Below are 18,839 nucleotides of genomic sequence, written 5' to 3' on the forward strand. Positions count from 1 at the left end.
GGCGGCGCCGCCGTCTTGACGCGGCCGCAACATTTCCGTCGCGGGCGTGTCATCGGCGGTTGCTAGGCGGGGCCCTCCATTCCGGAGGGTCATCCGCATGCGCCGTTTCCTGCTCGCCACCACCGTCTCCCTGGGGGCCGCCCTGGGCCTGATCCAGCCGGCCGCCGCCGATACGCGCTTCGAGGCGCGGCTCGCCGGGCAGGCCATCCTGCCCGGCGCCACCTTCCTGGCCCCCCCGGCCGATGCGCCCGAGTATTTCCGCCTCTCCGGCCGCTTCGCCGGCCCGGGCAATGCGCGGACCGAGCAGGCCGGCAGCATCCCCGGCGTGACGCTGCCGGGCTATGGCCCCCGGCCCACCGGCCTCGCCATGCCCTTTCCCGGCCAGCCGCTGCAGGGCTTTTCCGGCATCAAGCCGGTGGGCGACGGCAGCTACTGGGTGACGGGCGACAATGGCTTCGGCAACCGCCGCAACAGCCCCGACGCGCTGCTGATGATCCATCGCGTGCGGCCGAACTGGCAGACCGGGCAGGTGGCGGTGGAAAACACCATCTTCCTCTCCGACCCCAACCGCGTCGCCAGCTTCGCCCTGCAGAACGAGGCGACGCCGACGCGCTACCTGACCGGCGCCGATTTCGACCTGGAGAGCATCCAGCCCCTGCCCGATGGCAGCTTCATGCTGGGCGAGGAATTCGGCCCCTTCCTGCTGCGCTTCGACGCCGCGGGCCGCCTGATGGCCGTGGTCGAGACGCAGATGGACGGCCAGCCGCTCCGCTCGCCCGACCACCCGGCCCAGGTGATTCCGGCGAACCCGACCGCAGGCGTCCCGCACCGCGTCCGCCGCTCGGGCGGGTATGAGGGCATGGCGATGACGCCGGATGGCCGCACCCTCTGGGCGCTGCTGGAACAGCCCCTCTTCGCCGCGGGCAGCAACCAGCCCGAGGGCGCCTTCCTCCGCCTGATCGAGTTCGACGTGGGCCGCATGGCCTGGACCGGCCGCAACCTGCGCTACCGGCTGGAGCCGGGGGCGACGGCCATCGGCGACTTCAACATGATCGACGAGCGCCGCGCCCTGGTGATCGAGCGCGACAATGGCGAGGGCGATCCCGGCCGTGCCTGCGCCCAGGGTGTGGAGAGCACCCACACCGCCCCATGCTTCGCCATGCCGGCGCGCCTGAAGCGCATCTACCTGGTGGATCTGGGCGCGCCGGATGCCGAGGGCTTCGTCCGCAAGATCGGCCATATCGACCTCATGGCCATCCAGGACCCCGAGCGGGTGGCGCGCCAGCGCGGCGACCGCGCGGCCGGCGCCAGCGACGCGGTCTTCACCTTCCCCTTCTTCACCATCGAGAACGTGGCGATGGTGGATGCCGATCACATCATCGTCGGCAATGACAACAACCTGCCCTTCTCGGCCGGCCGCCACCTGAGCCGCGCGGACGACAATGAGCTGATCCTGCTGCACGTGCCCGAGCTGCTGCGGGCGCGCTGAAGCGAGGACGGGCCCCCGCGCGACGCCGCAGCGGGGGCCGCAAAGGGGGCCGGGGCGGACTTGCGTGCCCCGGCCGCCCCTCTAGCATGGGAAGGCTTGGAACCCGGCCACGACCACGGCCGGGACCGGGCGGCGAGGATGCGCCACCGCAGCGGGGGCGCCTTCGCGGACCAGGCGCGAGGACGACGACCATGCCGATCTCCGATGATGTGAAGGCCTTCATCCCGGGCGAGCGGGTGACGCATGCGCCCCTCGGCTCCGGCGTGCTGGACGGCCTCACCTTCGCCGTGAAGGACCTGTTCGACGTGGCGGGCGCCATCACCACCTATGGCAACCCGGACTGGGGCCGCACCCACCCCGTGGCCGCCGCCACCGCGCCCGCCGTCATGGCGCTGCTGGAGGCGGGCGGCGAACTGGTCGGCAAGACCAAGACGGTCGAGCTCGCCTACGGCTTGACGGGCGAGAATGTCTGGCACGGCACGCCGATCAACCCGAATGCGCCCGATCGCTTCCCCGGCGGCTCCTCCTGCGGCTCGGCCGCTGCCGTCGGCGCGGGGCTGGTGGATTTCGCGCTCGGCTCGGACACCGGGGGCAGCGTGCGCATCCCGGCCAGCTATTGCGGCGTCTTCGGCATCCGGCCGAGCTGGGGGGCGGTCAGCCTCGCCGGCGCCTGCGGCCTGGGGCCGAGCTTCGACACCTGCGGCTGGTTCGCGCGAAAGGCCAGCGTGCTGCAGGCGGTGGGCGATGCCCTGCTGCCCGAGGATGCGTTGCCCAACGCCACCCAGCTGGGCCCGCTGCTGAAGCTCCAGGGCGTCTGGATGAACGCCGACCCGGCGACCGCCAATGCCCTGCTGCCGGCGCTGGAGGCGGTGGAGCGCGTGCTCGGCTCGGGGCCCGCCGCGCGCGTCGAGGGACCGACCGACATCCTCGCCCAGGCCTACGAGAATTTCCGCTGCGCCCAGGCGCAGGAGGCCTGGGCCACGCTGGGCAGCTGGGTCACCGCGACCAACCCGAAATTCGGCCCGGGCGTGAGGGAACGCTTCGAGGCGGCGCGCGACATGGACCCGGCCAAGGCCGCCGCCGGCCGCGCCTTCCGGAAGCGCTTCTCGGCGCGCGTGCGCTCGCTGCTCGCGGGCGGCGCGGTCTTCGCCTTCCCCACCTCGCCCTTCCCGGCGCCACTGCTCACCGCCTCGCTGGCCGAGCAGAACGCGGTGCGCGAGCGCAGCATGGGCGTCACCGCCATCTCCGGCCTCGCCGGGCTTTGCGAGGTGAGCATCCCGGCGGGGCGGGTGGATGGCGCGCCGGTCGGCCTCTCGCTCGCCGCCGCCCCGGGGCGGGACCGCGCGCTGCTCGACCTCGCCACGCGCGTCGCGGCGGAGCTCGGCCTCGCATGATCATCCGCGACGCGACCCCGGCCGACCTGGACGCCATCACCGCGATCTACGCGCATCACGTGCTCACCGGCACGGGCACCTTCGAGGAGACGCCGCCCGATGCGGCGGAGATCGGCCAGCGCATGGCCAAGGTGCAGGACGCGGGCTGCGCCTGGCTGGTCGCGGAGAATGAGGGCTGGATCGTGGGCTATGGCTACTACGCCCAGATCCGCGACCGCAGCGCCTATCGCTTCACGGCGGAGGACAGCATCTATGTGCGCGACGACGTGCGCGGCATGGGCGTCGGCAAGGCGCTGGTGCAGGCGCTGATCGAGCACGCGACGGCGAGGGGCTTCCGCCAGATGATCGCCGTGATCGGCGACAGCGAGAATGTCGGCTCCATCGGCCTGCATTCCTCGCTCGGCTTCCGCCAGGTGGGCACCATGAAGGCCGTCGGCCTGAAATTCGGCCAATGGGTGGATGTGGTCACCATGCAGCGCCCGCTGGGCGAGGGCGAGCGCACCCTGCCCGACTGAGCATGATGCGCTGAGGCGGCCAGGCGCTCAGCCGAGGCCCAGCGCCCGCAATTCCGAGATCGCCGCCCGCACCGGCGTGAAGCCCGAGACGGCCTCCAGCGCGGCGAGGCGCATGCGTCGCTGCTCCGCCTCGGAAAGGGAGAGCATGCGGCGGATCGTCTCGGCCACCGCCGCGTCATCCGTGGTGTTGGCGAGGAAGCCGCTCTCGCCATCGGTGATGAAGTCCGACGCGCCGCCGAGCCGGGGCGCCAGGACGACGGCGCCGCAGGCCATCGCCTCCGCCGCCGTCCGGCCGAAGCCCTGGTAGTCGGAGAGGTCGAGGAAGACGTCGGTCGCGCGCAGCAGTTCGGCCACCTCCTGCTGCCGCAGCCGGCCGAGCAGGGTGACGCCGTCGGGCAGGGCCAGGCCGGCGGCCGCCAGATCCTCCTCCGTGCAGCCGAAGGCGGTGAGCGCCACGGGGCCGAACTCGCCCGCGGCCAGGCGGGCCAGCATGCGAAGGGTGCGGCGTGGCGCGCGGCGCGGCGTGGCGGGGCGCACCATGGCCACCACCTGCCGGAGCGCGCCCGGCGCTCGCCGGACCGGACGGTAGAGGCCGTGGTCCACGCTGGGCACCACCAGCGCCGTCGCATGGCCGTGCGTCGCCTCGACCATCCCGGCCAGCCAGCGCGTCTTGGAGAAATAGGTGCAGTCGCGCAGCACCGAATAGCTGGCGACGGCGAGCGCGTGCTCGGTGCTGCCGGCGCGGTAGAAGAGCGGCTCGTAGTCCTGCACGTAGTAGGCATGGCGGAAGCCCAGGCCGCGCATGGATTTGTGCGTGTCCGCGATGGCATGGGCCGAGGTGTTGGTGGTCGCGACCGCCACGTCCGAATCGGCGAGCAGGGAGGCGAGGTGGCGGTTGCCGTCGAAGGCCTCCATGCCGCCCTCCGCCACCCAGGGGAAGCGGTCATAGGCGGCGCGGAAATACTCGGCATTGGCCTGGTTCACCAGGATGCGCGCCTCGACGCCGAGGTCGCGCATGGCATCCACCTCCTGCACCACGGAATGCGCGCCGCCGCCGCCGCCACCCACCGGAAGAACGAAGGAAACGCGCGCCATCTTCAATCCAGCTCCGCCGCGAGGTTGCTCAGCCGGGCGCGCAGCCGCCCCAGGGGGGCGCAATCCTGCATGATCCGCTCCAGCGCCGGCACGATGACGCCGGAATGCTTGTTCGTCATCTCGAGCCCGCCCTGGCGGGAGAGACGCGTGCGCTCGGCCTGGCCGAAGGTGACGCTCTTGTGGTGATAGACGAAGCAGTCATCGGCCAGGGTCAGCCGAAAGCCGGCCTGGCGGGCGCGCAGGCAAAGGTCGGTCTCCTCGCCATAGCCGGTCGGGAAGGCATCCTCGTCATAGAGGCCGACGCGGTCGAAGACCTCGCGCGCGATGAGGGTGCAGAAGCCGTTGAGCACCGGGAATTCCGGGTAGGCGCGCTCGGACACCTCATCGAGGATGGCCTGCATCCGCGCCAGGTGCCGCGGCTGGATCACGGCGTTGGTGGACCAGCTGCCATCCGGCCGCTTCGCCGCCGGCACGCTCTGCCAGGTCGCGGCGTTGGAGAGCGGGCCCACCATGCCGGTGCCGGGCCGCGCCAGCGCGGCGGCGTGCAGCCGGTCGAGCCAGCCCTTCGAGACCAGCGTGTCGGAGTTCAGCACCACCACCCAGTCGGCGCCGGTCAGCAGCACGCCCTCGTTGATGGATTTGGTGTAGCCGCGGTTGTTGTCGCGCCGGTGCAGGATGAAGCGCGGGTCGGCCATGGCTTCGGCGCGCAGCATCTCGGCCGTGAAGTCGCGGCTGCCGTCATCCACCATCACCACCTGCATGGGCCCGGTGGCGGCGGCGCGCAGCGCGTGCAGGCAGGCCCGCACCTCGTCATGGCCGTTGTAGACGGGCAGGATCACCTGGGTGAAGGGATGCGCCTGACCTGCCGGCCGTGCGGTGGCGCGGGCGGGCGGCGGCGGCTCCCAGAGCCCGGGCAGCAGGGGATGCGCCTCCCGTCGGGCCTCGCCATGCACCCGCACGAAGCCGACGGCATGGGCAAAGGCCTCATCCAGCCGCGCATCCTCGAAGCGCGCCGCCTCCGGCAGGGGCGCCGGCCCCAGGCTGGGCAGCCAGGCGGAGAGGCCCTTGGCCGAACGGGCGATGAGCCCGATCCAGACCCCGTCCTCGGCCAGCAGCGCGGCCTCCTCCGGCGCGAGGGTGATCTCGAAGGCATGATCCGAGGGCCGGCGGAACAGCGTGCCGCGCCGCAGCCGCCGGAGCGTGTGGAAGACCGGCCCCTCGCGCCGCTCCAGCGTGATGTCGAAGCGCGCCTTCACATGCGCCTCCGTGGCCTCGGGCAGCCAGGCAGTCACCTCCCAGGCCATGGGCTGGTCGGCCACCGCCTCCCCCAGCCGGAAATGGAGGCAGACGACGGGCGCCACCGCATCCGCCACCAAGCGGATGCCGCGGCGGGGCGCCTGCGGCCCCTCCGGCGCCTCGGCCAGAAGCTGGAAGCGGAGGTAGCCGCCCGGGGCGTCGGTCTCGCCCAGCACGCCCTCGGCGATCGGCGTCACGCCGCCGGCGGGGCGCATGCCGGCCAGCCCCTCGGGCCAGCGCAGCCCCATCGCATGGGCCCCATCCGCCGCCGCATCCGGCGTGGCGGCGGGTGGCGCGGCGGGCAGGGGCGGCGCGGCGAGGGTGAGGGGGGAGCCGTCCAGCTCCTGCCCGGAGAGCATGTGGAAGGCGCGGACCCGCCGCGCCACGCCGTCGCGCAGCAGGGGCGGCAGGGGCCAGCTCAGGCGGAAGCGGCCCTGCGGGTCGCGCTGCGGCTCGGCGGTGACGATGCTGGTGGAGACACCCTCGACATCCAGGCCGATCTCGGGCGGTTCATCCGGCGTCAGCGGGTCGGGCGCGGCCCAGCCGGTGAGGCCGGCGGCCTCCGCCATCGGCCGGACCTCGCCGCCCGGCACGGCGACGGGGGGGATGCCCTCCGGGCTGGCCTCTCGGGTTTCGGCGCTGCCATCCATCGGCTCTGGTGCCACCTTTGCGTGCATGTCGGCCCGGCGCGCATAGCATCGGCGCCGCGGCCGAGGAAGCATGCCCCAGCCCTGGGCGGTGGGCCAGCGGGCCGCTTGAGCCGCATCCGGGGCAGGGATACACCAGCAGGATCGCACCGCCGAGAAGAGGGGGTTTCTCCTGGACCAGGACGCGCCTGCCGGCCCCGCGCCGCTCCGCCTGCTGGTGGTGGCCGCCCGCCATGACCCGGATGCCGCCCCCGCGCGCCTGCTGGCCGCCGCCCAGGCCGCCGGCCTCGACGCCCGGCTGCTCTGCGGCGCGGCCGGGCAGGCGCCGCCGCCCGGCACGCGCCTGTTCCAGCCCTTCGCCGATGGCGCTTTCCTGGCGGAGGCCGAGCCCGGCCATGACGCCGGGGAGCTGAGCCAGAACGACGCCGACCTGCTGCGCCACCTCGCGCGCTGGCTTGGCGATTGGCCGCCCGACATCGTCCACCTGCATGATCTCTCGCCCTTCGGGATGGAGTTCATCGGCCTCACGCGCCGCACCTGCCCTGAAGCGCGGCTGCTGCTCTCCCTCACGCCGGAGCTGGCGGGGCGGCTCGGCATCACCGGCCCGGCGCGCGGCTTCATCCACCAGGCGCCGCTGCGCCGCTTCCTGGCGGAGGCGACGCTGCTGCTGCCCTGCGCGAGCCTGATCGCCCCCTGCCTCGCCTTCGGGCTCGATCCGGCGCGGCTGGTGGTGGAGCCGGGCCTGCCGCCGGAGGTCGCGCCCTGCCCCCTGCCGCCCACCGGGCGCTTCCTCGTCGTCGCCTGCTTCCCGGCGGATGAGGCGCAGCGCGCGCTGCTCACCGCCACGGGCGGGCTGATGACCGGCTTCCCCCGCGCGCCCATCCTCGACATCCGCACCCCGAGCGAGGCCGCCGCCGCGCTGCCCGGCGCGCATCTCGCCTTGCTGCCCGATGCGGCCGGCGCCGACCCGGAAGGGGTGGGCCGCCTCGCCCGGGCGATGGGCCGGCCGGTGCTCGCGGCCGGGCAGGTTGAGATGAACCCGACCGCGCTGGCGCATCTGCTGCTCGACCTCGCCGAGGCGCCGGAGCGCGTCACCGCCCTGGCGTCGGCGCTGGTCCCGCCCCCCGGCCCGGAGGAGGCCGCCGCCGCGCTCTTCGCCCGCTACCGGGAATGGGCGGCGGATCCCGCGCGCATCGCGCGGCCAGGGAGGGTCTGAGCCATGCCGGAGACGCTCCATCCGCCGCTCGCGCAATCGCTGCGCTTCAGCCCGCGCGCGGTCGCGCGCTCGGAGAGCGCCAATTACCACCAGGGCGAGGATATCCGGCTGCACCTCGTGGTGCGCGGCCATGAGGGGCGGCCCTGCCTCATCGTGAATGATTGCCTGGGCGGCCAATGGGGTGAGGAGCTGCGCCTGCCGCTGACGCCCGAGGAAGCGCTCTCGCCCACGGTGGAGGTCGCCTTCACCGGCGCCGGCATCCTGATCCGCATCCTGGGCGAGGCGCCGGTTGCCTTCCGGCCGGGCAATGGGCCGCCGCAATCCCTGCTGCCGCGCCACGGGCCGGACATCACGGTGGGCCCGGCGGAATTGCCGGCGGAGAGCGCCGCCGCCCCCGCGCCCGTCCTGGGCGACGGCGTGATCGAAGCAGCGGCGAGCCTGCCCGGCACGGGCCACCGGCTGCTGGTGATCCGGCTGGCGGATGCGGCGCTGGAGGCCGCGCTGGTGCAGGCCCCCGCGCCGATGCGGCTGCGCGATGCGGGCGGCGCGGGCACCGCCGCCCCCGCCTCCTTCTGCGCCCTGCCCGGGGGCGGGCTGCTGGCCGCCATCGCGAGCGCGGGCGAGGGCGCGGTGACCGGCGCGGAGCTGCTGCCGGCCGGCCGGCCGCCGCTGCACCTGGCCCCCGCGCGCGACCAGGCCGAGGCGCCGCGGCCCATGCCGGCGGAATTCGTCACCCGCCTCGCCACCGCGCAGGGCCCGGCAAAGCGCGAGATGGAGCGGCTGCTGGCACGCGGCTTCACCGGACGGGACACGCTGTCCTGGCTTTCGGCACCGGTCCGCATGCGCGTCGCGCGCTGCCTGCGCACGCCCGAGGGACTGCTGCTGCAAGGCTGGCTGCACGACCCGCAGGGCGCCGTCACCACCATCCGGCTGCGCGCGGGCGAGCAGGCCTGGCCCCTCAAGCCCGGCGCCTGGCTCGACACCATGGCCTGGGATGGCGAGGGCGGGCGCGGCTTCCTCGCGCGGGCACCGGTGCCGGTGAAGTTGGGCGAAGCCTGGCTCGACATCACGCTGGCGAACGGCGAGAGCGGCACCTTGCCGCTGCCCCCGCCGGAAGCGGCCGACCTCGCGGCGCTGCGCGCCATCCTGGCCGAGGCGGGGGCGATCCCGGAGGCGGCGCTGGACCATGCCTTCGGCAGCGTGCTCGGCCAGCCGCTGGTCGCGCTGAACCGCCACCGGCTGGCGCGGCCCATGGCGGTGGAGGAACACGCCTTCGGCACGCCCCCCGCCGCGCCGCGCGCCAGCCTCGTCATCCCGCTGCATGGGCGGCTCGACATGATGGCGGCACAGATGGCGCTCTTCACCGCCTGCGGCATGGAGCGGGACGAGGTGATCTTCGTGCTGGACGATCCGCCGCGGCGCGCGGCGGCGCTCGGCCTCGCGCAATCCGCCTTCGACCGCTTCGGCCTGCCGCTGCGGCTGGTCGTGCCGGCCGCGGCGCGCGGCTTCGGCCCGGCCAGCAATCTCGGGATGCGGCACGCGAAGGGCGAGGTGGTGGTCTTCCTCAACGCCGACGCCTTCCCGCAGGGCACCGACTGGCTGGACCTCCTGGTCGGCGCCGTCGCGGAGCCTTCCGTGGGCGCAGCCGGGGCGCGGCTGCTCTACCCCGATGGCAGCCTGCAGCATGGCGGCATGCAAATGGAGCCCGGCCCTGGCGGCTGGCTCTTCCCCGAGCATCCCGGCAAGGGCCTGCGCCCGCCGCCCGCGGCAGCGGGCCTGCGCGATGTGGAGGCGCTGACGGGCGCCTGCCTCGCGCTGCGGCGCGCGGTGGCGGAACGCTTCGGCGGCTTCGACGAGGATTACGTCATCGGCGATTTCGAGGATGCCGACCTCTCGGCGCGCCTCGCGGAAGCCGGTCTGCGCCGCGTCATGGTGGATGCGGCGACGCTCGTGCATCTCGAGCGCCAATCCCAGGGCCGCGCCGATGAGCAGGCCGGGCGCTGGAACCTGACGCTGCTCAACGCCTGGACCTACAACCACCGCTGGAAGCGGTGATCAGAACCTTTCGGCGCGATAGGGCGCGGGGTCGAGGAAGGGCGCCTCGCCCGTCATCATCTCGGCCAGCAGGCGGCCGGTGGTGGGGCCGAGGGTGAGGCCCTGATGGGCATGGCCGAAGGCGCACCAGGCGCCCTTCTGGCCAGGCAGCGGTCCGATGATGGGCAGCATGTCCGGCGTGCAGGGGCGCACGCCCATCCAGGGCGTGTTCTCCACGCGATCGGCCAGCGGCAGCAGGCCGCGCGCCACGGGCTCGGCGCGTTCGAGCTGCACGGGGGTGGGCGGCGCGTCGTTCGCCGCGAATTCGGCACCCGTGGTGAGGCGCACGCCGACGCGCATGGGCGCCAGCAGGAAGCGGCTTTCCGTGTCGAGGAAGGGGCGGTTCAGCGTGGCATTGCCACGCAGCCGGTAATGCATGTGGTAGCCGCGCTTGCCGAAATAGGGCGGCGCATAGCCCAGGCGCCGCGTGAGGGTCACGGCGGCGGCGCCGAGCGCGACCACGACCTCCTCCGCCTCCACCGGCCCATCCGCGCCCTGCACGCGCCAGCCTGAACCGGCGCGCGTGAGCGTCATGGCGTCGCCGCGCAGGATGCGGCCGCCGGCCGCCTCGAACTGATGCGCGTAGGACAGGGTGAGCGCATGCGGGTCGCTCACGGAATAGGGGTCGGTGAAGTGGATGGCGCCGAGGCGGCTGACCTGGAGATGCGGCTCCGCCGCCGCCAGCGCCGCGCTGTCCAGCACGTTGAAGTTCACGCCATGCTGCTCATGCGCGATGCGCGCCTGGGTCAGCGCCGCGTCGAAGGTGGCGGCGTCGCTGTAGAGCTTCATCCAGCCGATCGGCCGCAGCAGTGCCATCGCCTCCGTGCCCTCGGCCAGCGCGCGATGCTCATCGAGGCAGGTGGTGATCAGCGCGGCGAAGGCGCGGGCGGCATGTGCGTAGCGCTGCGGCTCGGAATGCCACCAGTATTGCAGCAGGGGCGAGGCGAAGCCGGGCAGCGCCATGGGGTGGTAATGCACGTCCAGCGCGTTGTTGCCGGCGATGCGGCGCAATTCGGAGAAGCTGCGCGGGAAGGGGTGCGGGTGCACCGCCTCCCGCTGGATCAGGCCCCCATTGCCGAAGGAGGCGCCCTCGCCTGGCGCCTCGCGGTCGAGCAGCGCCACCTGCCGCCCGCGCCGCTGCAGATGCAGCGCGACCGAGACGCCCACCATCCCCGCGCCGAGCACGATCACCGAAGCCGCCATGCCATCCCCACCTGCCTCACGCCGCGCAGGATGGCCGAGGATTCCCGCATGCGTCCATGCATGCCCGGATGACTCGCAGGCAAGGAAGGGCCTAGGCTCACGCCAACACGCTGGAGAACGCCATGACCCTGAGCCGCCGCGATGCGCTGCTTTTGCCCCCCGCCCTGGCGCTGGCCGCGCCAGCCCTCGCGCAGGACATGCGGGCGCGCACGCTGCGCCTCGTCCCCTCGACGGATCTCGTCTCGCTCGACCCCGTGATCTCGACGGCGCTGGTCGCCGTGCAGCACGGCTATCACGTCTTCGACACGCTCTATGGCGTGGACGGGCAGATGCGCGCGCAGCCGCAGATGGCCGAGGGCCACCAGGTCAGCGCCGATGGCCGCGCCTGGACCATCCGCCTGCGCGAGGGGCTGCGCTTCCATGATGGGGAGCCGGTGCGCGCGCGCGACTGCGCCGCGAGCCTGGAGCGCTGGTCCCGGCGCGACACCTTCGGCCGCGTCTATGCGACGGCGGTCGAGGCCTATGAGACGCCGGATGACCGCACGCTGGTGATCCGCCTGAAGCGCCCCTTCCCGCTGCTGCTGGACGCCATCGCCAAGCCGCATTCGCAGCCCGCCTTCATCATGCCCGAGCGCATCATCCGCGCCGCGCCGGATTCGCCGATCACGGAGGTGGTGGGCTCCGGCCCCTATCGCTTCCTGCGCGAGGAATGGTCCTCCGGCCATCTCATCGCCTATGGCCGCTTCGACGGCTATCGCCCGCGCAGCGAGGCGCCGGAATGGACCTCGGGCGGCAAGGTCGCGCATTTCGAGCGCGTGGAGTGGCGTGTCATCGCCGACAAATCCACCGCCGTCTCGGCGCTGATCCAGGGCGAGGTGGACTGGATGGAATCCGTCCCGCACGACCTGCAGCCGCTGGTCGCGCGCAACCGGCGCATCCGCACGCAGAATGCCGACCCGCTCGGCTCCGTCGTCGTCATGCGCTTCAACCATCTGGTGCCGCCCTTCGATAATGCGGCGCTGCGCCGCTTCGTGCTGCAGGTGGCGCGCCAGAGCGACTACCTCACCACCGTCGCCGGCACCGATCCGGGCGCCTTCCAGGAATGCCGGGCGATGTTCCCCTGCACCATTCCGGGCGTCACGGAGATCGGGCGCGACACCTTCGGCCGCCTCGCTGCCGGCGGGCCGGCCATGGCGGAGGCGCTGCGCGCCACCGGCTACAAGGGCGAGAAGGTCGTCATCCTCAACCCGGCCGACAACGCGACGCTGGCCCCCCTCGGCCCCATCACGGCGGAGCTGCTGCGGCGCGCGGGGCTCAATGTCGAACTGCTGGACATGGACTGGGGCACGCTGCTGCAACGGCGCAACAATCGCGGCCCGGTGGAGCGCGGCGGCTGGAGCCTGTTCCACACCACCTGGCCCAGCATCGCCATCGCCAACCCCGTGCTGAACACCACGGTGCGCGGCGAGGGCGCGACCGGCTGGCCCGGCTGGTTCGAGAGTGCCGAGATGGAGCGCCTGACCAACCAGTGGCTCGACGCGACCGACCCGGCGCAGCAGGCGCGGCTGATGGGCGAGATCCATGCGCTGGCGCTGCGCGAGGTGCCGACCGTGCCGCTCGGCATCTACTACCCCAAGACCGCCTATCGCGCCGAGCTGACCGGCGTGCTGGGCGGTTCGGTGCGCTATCCCTGGAATGTGCGGCGGGGCTGAATCTTCGCCTCGGGCGTGAAGGCGATGTCGTCCACCGGGTAGAAGGGGCGCGCGACGGTGAAGGGCATCTCCGCCACGCGGTAGGAGGAGAGGCCGGGCGTGTCCACCGTCACGCATTCGCCGAGGGCGGCGAAGTTCAGCGTGAAATGATAGCCGGAGCGGACCACCACCACGGCGTGGTCCGCGGGCTCCAGCCCCATGGCGCGGAAATAGCCGGGGTCGAGATAGGAATAGGGGAAGGCGGTCAGCGCCAGGTGCAGCGGGCCGACCCGCAGCACGGCGTAGGGGCCGATCAGCGCGCGCTGTCCGGCTTCGGCGGGGCCCGCATAGGTGAAGGCGGCGCCTTCGGCGGCCGCGATCACTTCGCCGGTGAGCGTGACGGGCGGCATCATGGTGGAGATGCGGCCGCCGACGCTCAGCGTGAGGGTGGCGCCGATGCCGGCCGCGCGGCAGGCGGCGACGGCGTCCGGGTCGGTCAGGGGCAGGATGGCGGGCAAACCATTTCCGCGCTCCAGCAGCGCATGCAGGATCACGGTGCTGTCGCCCGGCGCGCCGGCGGCAACGCGGTCCCCCTGGTCGCCCAGGATCAGCGTGCGGCCGGGGGTGGCGCGGGCGAGTGTTTCCTCCAGGCCCGGGTATTGGATGATGGTCTCGGCGCGGGCCGCCCAGAGCGCCTCGGCCAGTTCCTGCACCAGGGCGCGGGCCGCCTCCGCCTCGCCATTGCCATAGGCCATGACCACCTGGCCGAGGCCGGGCACATCGAGGAATTGCTGCGCGTTGAAGATCGAGGCGTCCGCCACCGCGCCGGAGGCGACGGCTGCCGCCGCGCGGGCATGCAGGCCGATCAGCGGCGGCTCATCCGTGCGGTCCCGCCCGAGCGTGAGCATGGGCAGGTGGGCATGCGCCAGGACCGGCTTGAGATGGCCCTCCAGCATGGCCAGCGCGGCGCGGCCGGCGCGTTCGCCCGTGGCGCCCTGGTCGGCATGCGGGTTGGTGAGATAGCCGGCCAGCAGGTCGCAATCGCCCAGGATCCCGGGCGTCACATGCGCGTGCAGGTCGAAGGCGGCGGTGATCGGAACCTCCGGGCCCACGATCCCGCGCAGCGCGGCGATCAGCACGCCCTCCGGATCATGCCGTGAGGGCGTAAGCATGCCGCCATGCAGCGGCAGTGCGATGGCGTCGAAATCGCCGCGCCGGGCGGCGTCGCACATGAGGCCCAGCACCTCCTCGAAGACGCCCTCCTCCACCGGGCCGCCGGATTGCGCGCGGAACAGGGTGGGCACGATCACCTCCGCGCCCACGGTATCGGCCGCGGCGATGATGCCGCCCAGCGTGGAGTTGGTGCCGCGCGCCTTGGCCAGCGCATCGGCGCCGGCGGTGATGGTGAAGCTCTCCCGCCCCGTCCGCACGGGGGTGAAGCTGTGGGATTCCTGCGAGATGCCGCCCGCGAGGATGCGCCTGCGCGCCAAGGTCAGCCGAGCCCCGGCGGGCGGTGCTGCGCCCAGGGCCGCGCCTGTTCCAGGATGGCAGCGAGGCGCAGCACATCCGCCTCGGCCCGCCAGCGGCCGACGATCTGCAGGCCGAAGGGCAGCCCATCCGCGCCGAAGCCCGAGGGCAGGGTCAGCGCCGGATGGCCGGTGAGGTTGAAGGGGTATTGCGGCGAGGTCCAACCCTGGCGGGTGATGCCGCAGGGCACGCCATCCACCACGACCTCCTCATTCGCGGCGTCGAACACCGCCGGCAGCGCGGTGCGCGACATGGTGGGCATCATCAGCACGTCGTAGCGTTCCAGCAGCGCCTGGATCTGGCGGAAGAGGCGCGTGCGGGCGAATTGCGCCTCGCGGAACTGGGCGAGCGAGAAGCCCTCGCCACGTCGCATGAATTCCAGCGTCACCGGATCCATCGCATTCTGCCAGCGCGGCAATTGCGCGGCGAGGAGGACGGTGAAATTGGCCTGGTAGAGGACACGGCCCTCGAACTCGATCCAGTCGATCTCGTCCGTGACCTCCTCCAGCTCGGCGCCGAGATCAGCATAGGCGGCGAGGGCCGCGCGGGTGCCCGCCTCCACCTCGGCGGCCACGCGCGGATTGGCGCAGCGCATCATGTAGCCGATCCGCAACCCGCCGAGATCGCCGCCGATCAGGCCGGGCGAGAGCGGCGCATCCGGCCCAGCCCCGGCGGACCAGGGGTCGCGTGCCAGCGGGTCGGCGTCGGCGGGGCCGCGCAGCACGCCATACATCAGCGCGGCATCGGTCACGCTGCGCGTCATCGGGCCGGAATAGCTGTTGTTGCCGAAGCCATCCTTGGCGCCCTCCAGCGGAATGGCACCCAGCGTGGGCTTGAGGCCGACCAGCCCGCAGCAGGCGGCAGGCCCACGGATCGAACCCGCGCCATCGGTGCCGAGCGCGATGGGCCCGAGCCCCGCCGCCACGGCGGCCGCGCTCCCGCCCGAGGAACCGCCCGCGGTGCGATCGAGATTCCAGGGATTGCGCGTGATGCCGAAGGCCGGGCCGTCGGTCAGGCCCTTCACGCCATATTCGGGCGTGGTGGTCTTGCCGAAGAGGATGGCGCCCGCCGCGCGCAGCCGCGCCACGGGAACGGCATCGGCCTTGGCGGGGGCGGCGGCGTCGAAGATGCGGCTGCCCATGCGCGTCGGCGCGCCCTTCACGTCCAGCAGATCCTTCACGCCGATCGGGATGCCGTGCAGCGGGCCGAGCGGGCCGCCCGCCATCACCGCCGCCTCGGCCGCCTTCGCCGCCGCGCGGGCTTCCTCGGCCATCACGGTGACGAAGCAGTTGAGCCGCGGCTGCTGGCCCTCCACCGCCGCCAGCACCGCGTCCAGGTATTCGACGGGCGAGAGGCGCTTGCCGCGGATCAGCGCGGCGGCGCGATGGGCGGGGAGAAAGAGCAGATCGGACACGGGCGGGCCTCGGTGGTGGCCCGCCAGCTTCGCACCAATTCAGGCGGCGTCCAGTCGCAGCACCCGCCCGCGCGATTCATCCGTCAGCAGCAGGAGGCCGCCATCCGGCGCGAAGAGCACCTGGCGCATGCGGGCGCGGCCCCAGAGCAGGCGCTCCTCCGCCACCACCGCATCGCCCTCCATCTGCAGGCGTAGCAGGCCGGGCGTGTTGAGGCAGGCGATGTAGAGCGCGCCCCGCCAGAGCGGCTGGGCATGGGCCGGCGCGAAATTGATGCCCGAGGGGCTGACCGAGGGCGCCCAATGCCGCACCGGCTCGGTGATGCCGGGGGCCGAGGTACGGCCGCCGGCGATCTGCCGGCCGGAATACTCGCGGCCATAGGAGACGTCCGGCCAGCCGAAATTCAGCCCGGGGCGGATCAGGTTCAGCTCATCCCCGCCGCGCGGGCCGAATTCGGCCAGGAAGAGGCTGCCGGTGGCCGGGTTGAAGGCGATGCCCTGCGGGTTGCGGTGGCCATAGCTGAAGATTTCGCCGCGCAGCCCGGGGCGGCCGGCGAAGGGATTGTCATGCGGGATCTCGCCCTGGCGGGTCAGGCGGATCACCTTGCCGGCCAGGTCGTTCAGCTTCTGCGCCCGCTCCCGGCTGTTGTTGCGGTCGCCCGTCGTCAGGAAGAGATGCGCGCCATCGGGCGAGAAGGCGAGGCGGCCGCCATAATGCAGCCGGCCGCTGGGCTGGGCCGGGGTGGCATCCAGCACCGGCCGCACCGCCTCGAAGCCGCGCGGCGTGAGGCGGGCGCGGGAGAGGCGGGTCAGCACGCCGCCTTCGACGAGGGTGGCCGAGGCGAAGAAGACCTCGGCGGTGGTGGCGAAATCCGGCGCCGGCTGCATGTCGAGCAGGCCGCCCTGGCCCTCGGCCACCACCTCCGGCAGGCCGGCGAGCGGGGCTGAAAGGGTGCCGTCCGGCGCCATCAGCCGGGCGCGGCCGGGGCGCTCGCTCAGCAGCAGGCGGCCATCGGGCAGGAAGCCGCCGCCCCAGGGGTTTTCCAGGCCGGAGGCGAGGACGCGCCAGCGGAAGGGGCCGCGCTCGCTGCGCTCGGGTTCGGCCGGGTTCGACGTGGGGGCCTGGGCGCGGGCGAGGCCGGGCGCGATCGCAGGGGCGGCGAGCAGCGCGGCGAGCAGGGGGCGGCGAGAGCTGGACATGCGGGCTCCGTCTTGGCTGGTGCAGAGGAGGGTCTGCCTGACAGATGGGGATGATTTGTTACGTGCCAGCGTTTCCCGACGCGGCGCTCTTGGTTTATGGCGGGCGCATGTCCGGCCCTGCCTCGTGACGCGCGCGAACACCACACCGCCCCGCCTCCGCACCCACACGCGCTTCGGCGCGCGGCGGCGCGTGACGACGCGCCGTGAGCCGCAGCCGCCGAGCTGGCGCCCCGCCCCGCCTCGCGCCCGCTGGCGCCCGCCGGAGCCGCCGCGCCCGGTGCTGGGCTTCCCGCTCTACTGGCTCGGCTCCATCGCGGCCCACCTGCTGGTGGCGGCACTGATCCTGTTCTGGCCGGAGCCGCGGCAGCGCCCCTCCAACGAGATGCCGCCGCCCAGCTTCGACATCGTCTTCGAGGGCGGGCAGGTGGAAAGCCCAATGGCGGACCCGGTGGAGGGGGTGGAGACGCCGCCCGCCACCCCCGCGCCACCCAGCCAGGCGCCGGTGCCGCCACCGCCCGACGCGCCGCCCCTGCCCTCGCAGCCCGCGCTGCCGCCGATCCAGCAGGCGCTGCCCCTGCCGCCGCCGCCACCACCCCCGCCGGTGCCCCAGGCGCAACCGGCGCCGCCGCCGCCCGTCCCGCAGCCGCCCGTTCCACAGCCCCCCCAGCCGCGGCCTCCGGTCCTGGCCGAGGCGCCGCCGCCGCCGCTCCCGCCACTGCCCGGCGCGGTGGAGCTCTTCGCGCCGCCGACGGAGCTGCGCCTGCCGGACCGGCTCTCCGAGACGCTGCCCCTGCCGCCGCCGCCCACGCCGCCGGCGCCCCCGCAGCGCCAGCCCCCGCAGCAGCAGGCGCAGCGCGCCCAGCCGGCGCAGCCAAGTCAGCCGGCGCAGCCCAACCTGCCGGGCATCTGGGTGCCCGGCGGCGTCCAGCTCGGCCGCCCCGCCGCCCCGCCCGCCGGGCGGCCCCAGGCGCGCGGCACCGACACCACCGTGGACCCGCGCTTCCTGGAAGGCCGCCCGCGCACCGACCCCTCGGTGCGCGTCACCGGGGCGCAGGTGGGGGCCGATTGGCGCGCCGCCTTCCGCCGCTGGCTGGACCAGAATCTGAGCTACCCCGAGCGCGCGGTCGCGCTGGGCGAGGATGGCGTGGTGCGGGTGGTGGTGACGGCGGCGCCGGACGGCACGGTGCGGAATGTGCGGCTGGTCGGCCCCTCCACCTCGCCCTCGCTGAATTTCGGGACGACCTTCCCCTTCCAGGGGGCCAGGCTGCCGGCTTTTCCGCCCGGCGCGGACCCCAATGGGGTGACGATCGAGCTCACGGTGAACTATGTGCTGATCCGGCGCTGATTCGGCGGATTCACAACCCTCTGTTTCTGAATCCGAAACCCAGCCGCCAAGGCTTTTCCACAAGTTTCTGGCGAATCGGAATTATCCACACCTTGTATGTCAATCCTCCAATTTGCTACTCTATTTAGTATCAGGGACGGGGGATTGCATCCTATGGACTGGACGAACGAAGCCATTGACCGCCTGCGCGCCCTCTGGGCCGAGGGGCATTCAACCGCCGAGATCGGTCGCCGCATGGGCATTTCGAAGAATGCCGTGGTGGGCAAGGCGCATCGCCTGGACCTGCCCGCGCGCCCGAGCCCGATCCGCCGCGATCCCGCCACGCCGCGCCCCGTCGCGACCGGCCGCCGGCCCACCCTGCCGCCGCTGCGCGCCGCGATGCCCATCGCCGCCGCCCCGCGCCGCGAGGAGCCGAAGCCGGTGGCGCCGACCATCCTGGCCCTGCCGCCCAAGCCGGCCAGCAGCGTCGTGCGCGCCTTCCCGCGCGTCAGCAGCAAGGCCTGCTGCTGGCCGATCGGCGAGCCGGGCACCAAGGGCTTCCGCTTCTGCTCGGAGCCCGCGATGAGCGGCAAGCCCTATTGCGCCGAGCACGCGGCCCTCGCCTATGTCCGCGTGAAGGACCGCCGCGAAGACGCCGCCTGACCAAGGCCGGGGCCTCGCCAAGTGGTCAGGCCCCACCAAAGCAGCGGCCGCCTCCCGAGAATGCGAGGCGAATA

The 18,839-nt window shown here is 73.4% G+C and carries 14 protein-coding genes; 8 read left to right on the forward strand and 6 right to left on the reverse strand.

What is annotated here, in order from left to right; translation table 11 throughout:
* Positions 1-97: 97 nt before the first annotated feature.
* The 3 genes from R9Z33_RS00835 to R9Z33_RS00845 all read left to right on the forward strand — a co-directional run bounded on the left by R9Z33_RS00835 (position 98) and on the right by R9Z33_RS00845 (position 3,398).
* Positions 98-1,489: an esterase-like activity of phytase family protein gene (locus tag R9Z33_RS00835; protein WP_318649401.1), complete on the forward strand. Its 1,392-nt coding sequence runs from the start codon at positions 98-100 to the stop codon at positions 1,487-1,489.
* Between the two features lie 191 nt (positions 1,490-1,680).
* Positions 1,681-2,883: an amidase gene (locus R9Z33_RS00840; RefSeq protein WP_318649402.1), complete on the forward strand. Its 1,203-nt coding sequence runs from the start codon at positions 1,681-1,683 to the stop codon at positions 2,881-2,883.
* Positions 2,880-3,398 carry a GNAT family N-acetyltransferase gene (locus R9Z33_RS00845; RefSeq protein ID WP_318649403.1) on the forward strand — a complete coding sequence of 173 codons (519 nt, stop codon included), beginning with the start codon at positions 2,880-2,882 and terminating at the stop codon, positions 3,396-3,398. The genes R9Z33_RS00840 and R9Z33_RS00845 overlap by 4 nt, the downstream gene beginning before the upstream one ends.
* Before the next feature lie 27 nt (positions 3,399-3,425).
* Here R9Z33_RS00845 and R9Z33_RS00850 read toward each other — a convergent pair whose 3' ends face one another.
* Together R9Z33_RS00850 and R9Z33_RS00855 are read right to left on the reverse strand one after the other, a co-directional pair.
* The gene (locus R9Z33_RS00850) at positions 3,426-4,493 is read right to left on the reverse strand and encodes a glycosyltransferase family 4 protein (RefSeq protein WP_318649404.1); all 1,068 of its coding nucleotides are present in this window, start codon (positions 4,491-4,493) and stop codon (positions 3,426-3,428) included.
* A 2-nt stretch (positions 4,494-4,495) separates the two neighbouring features.
* The gene (locus tag R9Z33_RS00855; protein ID WP_318649405.1) at positions 4,496-6,454 is read right to left on the reverse strand and encodes a glycosyltransferase family 2 protein; all 1,959 of its coding nucleotides are present in this window, start codon (positions 6,452-6,454) and stop codon (positions 4,496-4,498) included.
* 199 nt (positions 6,455-6,653) lie between these two features.
* Between R9Z33_RS00855 and R9Z33_RS00860 the strand changes: the two genes are divergently transcribed.
* Both R9Z33_RS00860 and R9Z33_RS00865 read left to right on the forward strand, forming a co-directional pair.
* Entirely contained in the window at positions 6,654-7,652 is a 999-nt protein-coding gene (locus R9Z33_RS00860) for a glycosyltransferase (protein ID WP_318649406.1), read from the forward strand.
* Positions 7,653-7,655: 3 nt separating this feature from the next.
* A complete protein-coding gene (locus tag R9Z33_RS00865; protein ID WP_318649407.1) occupies positions 7,656-9,707 on the forward strand; it encodes a glycosyltransferase family 2 protein in 2,052 nt (683 codons plus the stop codon).
* Here the strand turns inward: R9Z33_RS00865 and R9Z33_RS00870 are convergent, their stop codons facing one another.
* Entirely contained in the window at positions 9,708-10,949 is a 1,242-nt protein-coding gene (locus R9Z33_RS00870) for an NAD(P)/FAD-dependent oxidoreductase (RefSeq protein ID WP_318649408.1), read from the reverse strand.
* Positions 10,950-11,071: 122 nt separating this feature from the next.
* Between R9Z33_RS00870 and R9Z33_RS00875 the strand changes: the two genes are divergently transcribed.
* Complete coding sequence (locus tag R9Z33_RS00875) at positions 11,072-12,661, forward strand: ABC transporter substrate-binding protein (RefSeq protein ID WP_318649409.1); 1,590 nt, start codon at positions 11,072-11,074, stop codon at positions 12,659-12,661.
* Here the strand turns inward: R9Z33_RS00875 and R9Z33_RS00880 are convergent.
* Genes R9Z33_RS00880 through R9Z33_RS00890 form a run of 3 tightly spaced genes read right to left on the reverse strand, consistent with a single transcriptional unit; the run spans position 12,634 to position 16,778 of the window.
* Positions 12,634-14,130: a M81 family metallopeptidase gene (locus R9Z33_RS00880; RefSeq protein ID WP_318649410.1), complete on the reverse strand. Its 1,497-nt coding sequence runs from the start codon at positions 14,128-14,130 to the stop codon at positions 12,634-12,636. The two genes, R9Z33_RS00875 and R9Z33_RS00880, sit on opposite strands and share 28 nt — an antisense overlap.
* Before the next feature lie 2 nt (positions 14,131-14,132).
* A complete protein-coding gene (locus tag R9Z33_RS00885; protein ID WP_318649411.1) occupies positions 14,133-15,581 on the reverse strand; it encodes an amidase in 1,449 nt (482 codons plus the stop codon).
* 39 nt (positions 15,582-15,620) lie between these two features.
* Positions 15,621-16,778 carry a PQQ-dependent sugar dehydrogenase gene (locus R9Z33_RS00890; RefSeq protein WP_318649412.1) on the reverse strand — a complete coding sequence of 386 codons (1,158 nt, stop codon included), beginning with the start codon at positions 16,776-16,778 and terminating at the stop codon, positions 15,621-15,623.
* Between the two features lie 124 nt (positions 16,779-16,902).
* On the opposite strand from R9Z33_RS00890, the gene R9Z33_RS00895 reads away from it, so the two are divergent.
* Both R9Z33_RS00895 and R9Z33_RS00900 read left to right on the forward strand, forming a co-directional pair.
* Positions 16,903-18,123: an energy transducer TonB gene (locus R9Z33_RS00895; RefSeq protein ID WP_318649413.1), complete on the forward strand. Its 1,221-nt coding sequence runs from the start codon at positions 16,903-16,905 to the stop codon at positions 18,121-18,123.
* A 153-nt stretch (positions 18,124-18,276) separates the two neighbouring features.
* Positions 18,277-18,765, forward strand: coding sequence for a GcrA family cell cycle regulator (locus R9Z33_RS00900; protein ID WP_318649414.1), 489 nt, complete (start codon positions 18,277-18,279; stop codon positions 18,763-18,765).
* The last annotated feature ends 74 nt before the right edge of the window (positions 18,766-18,839 follow it).

The sequence above is a fragment of the Sediminicoccus rosea genome (assembly GCF_033547095.1).
Taxonomy (GTDB): domain Bacteria; phylum Pseudomonadota; class Alphaproteobacteria; order Acetobacterales; family Acetobacteraceae; genus Roseococcus; species Roseococcus rosea.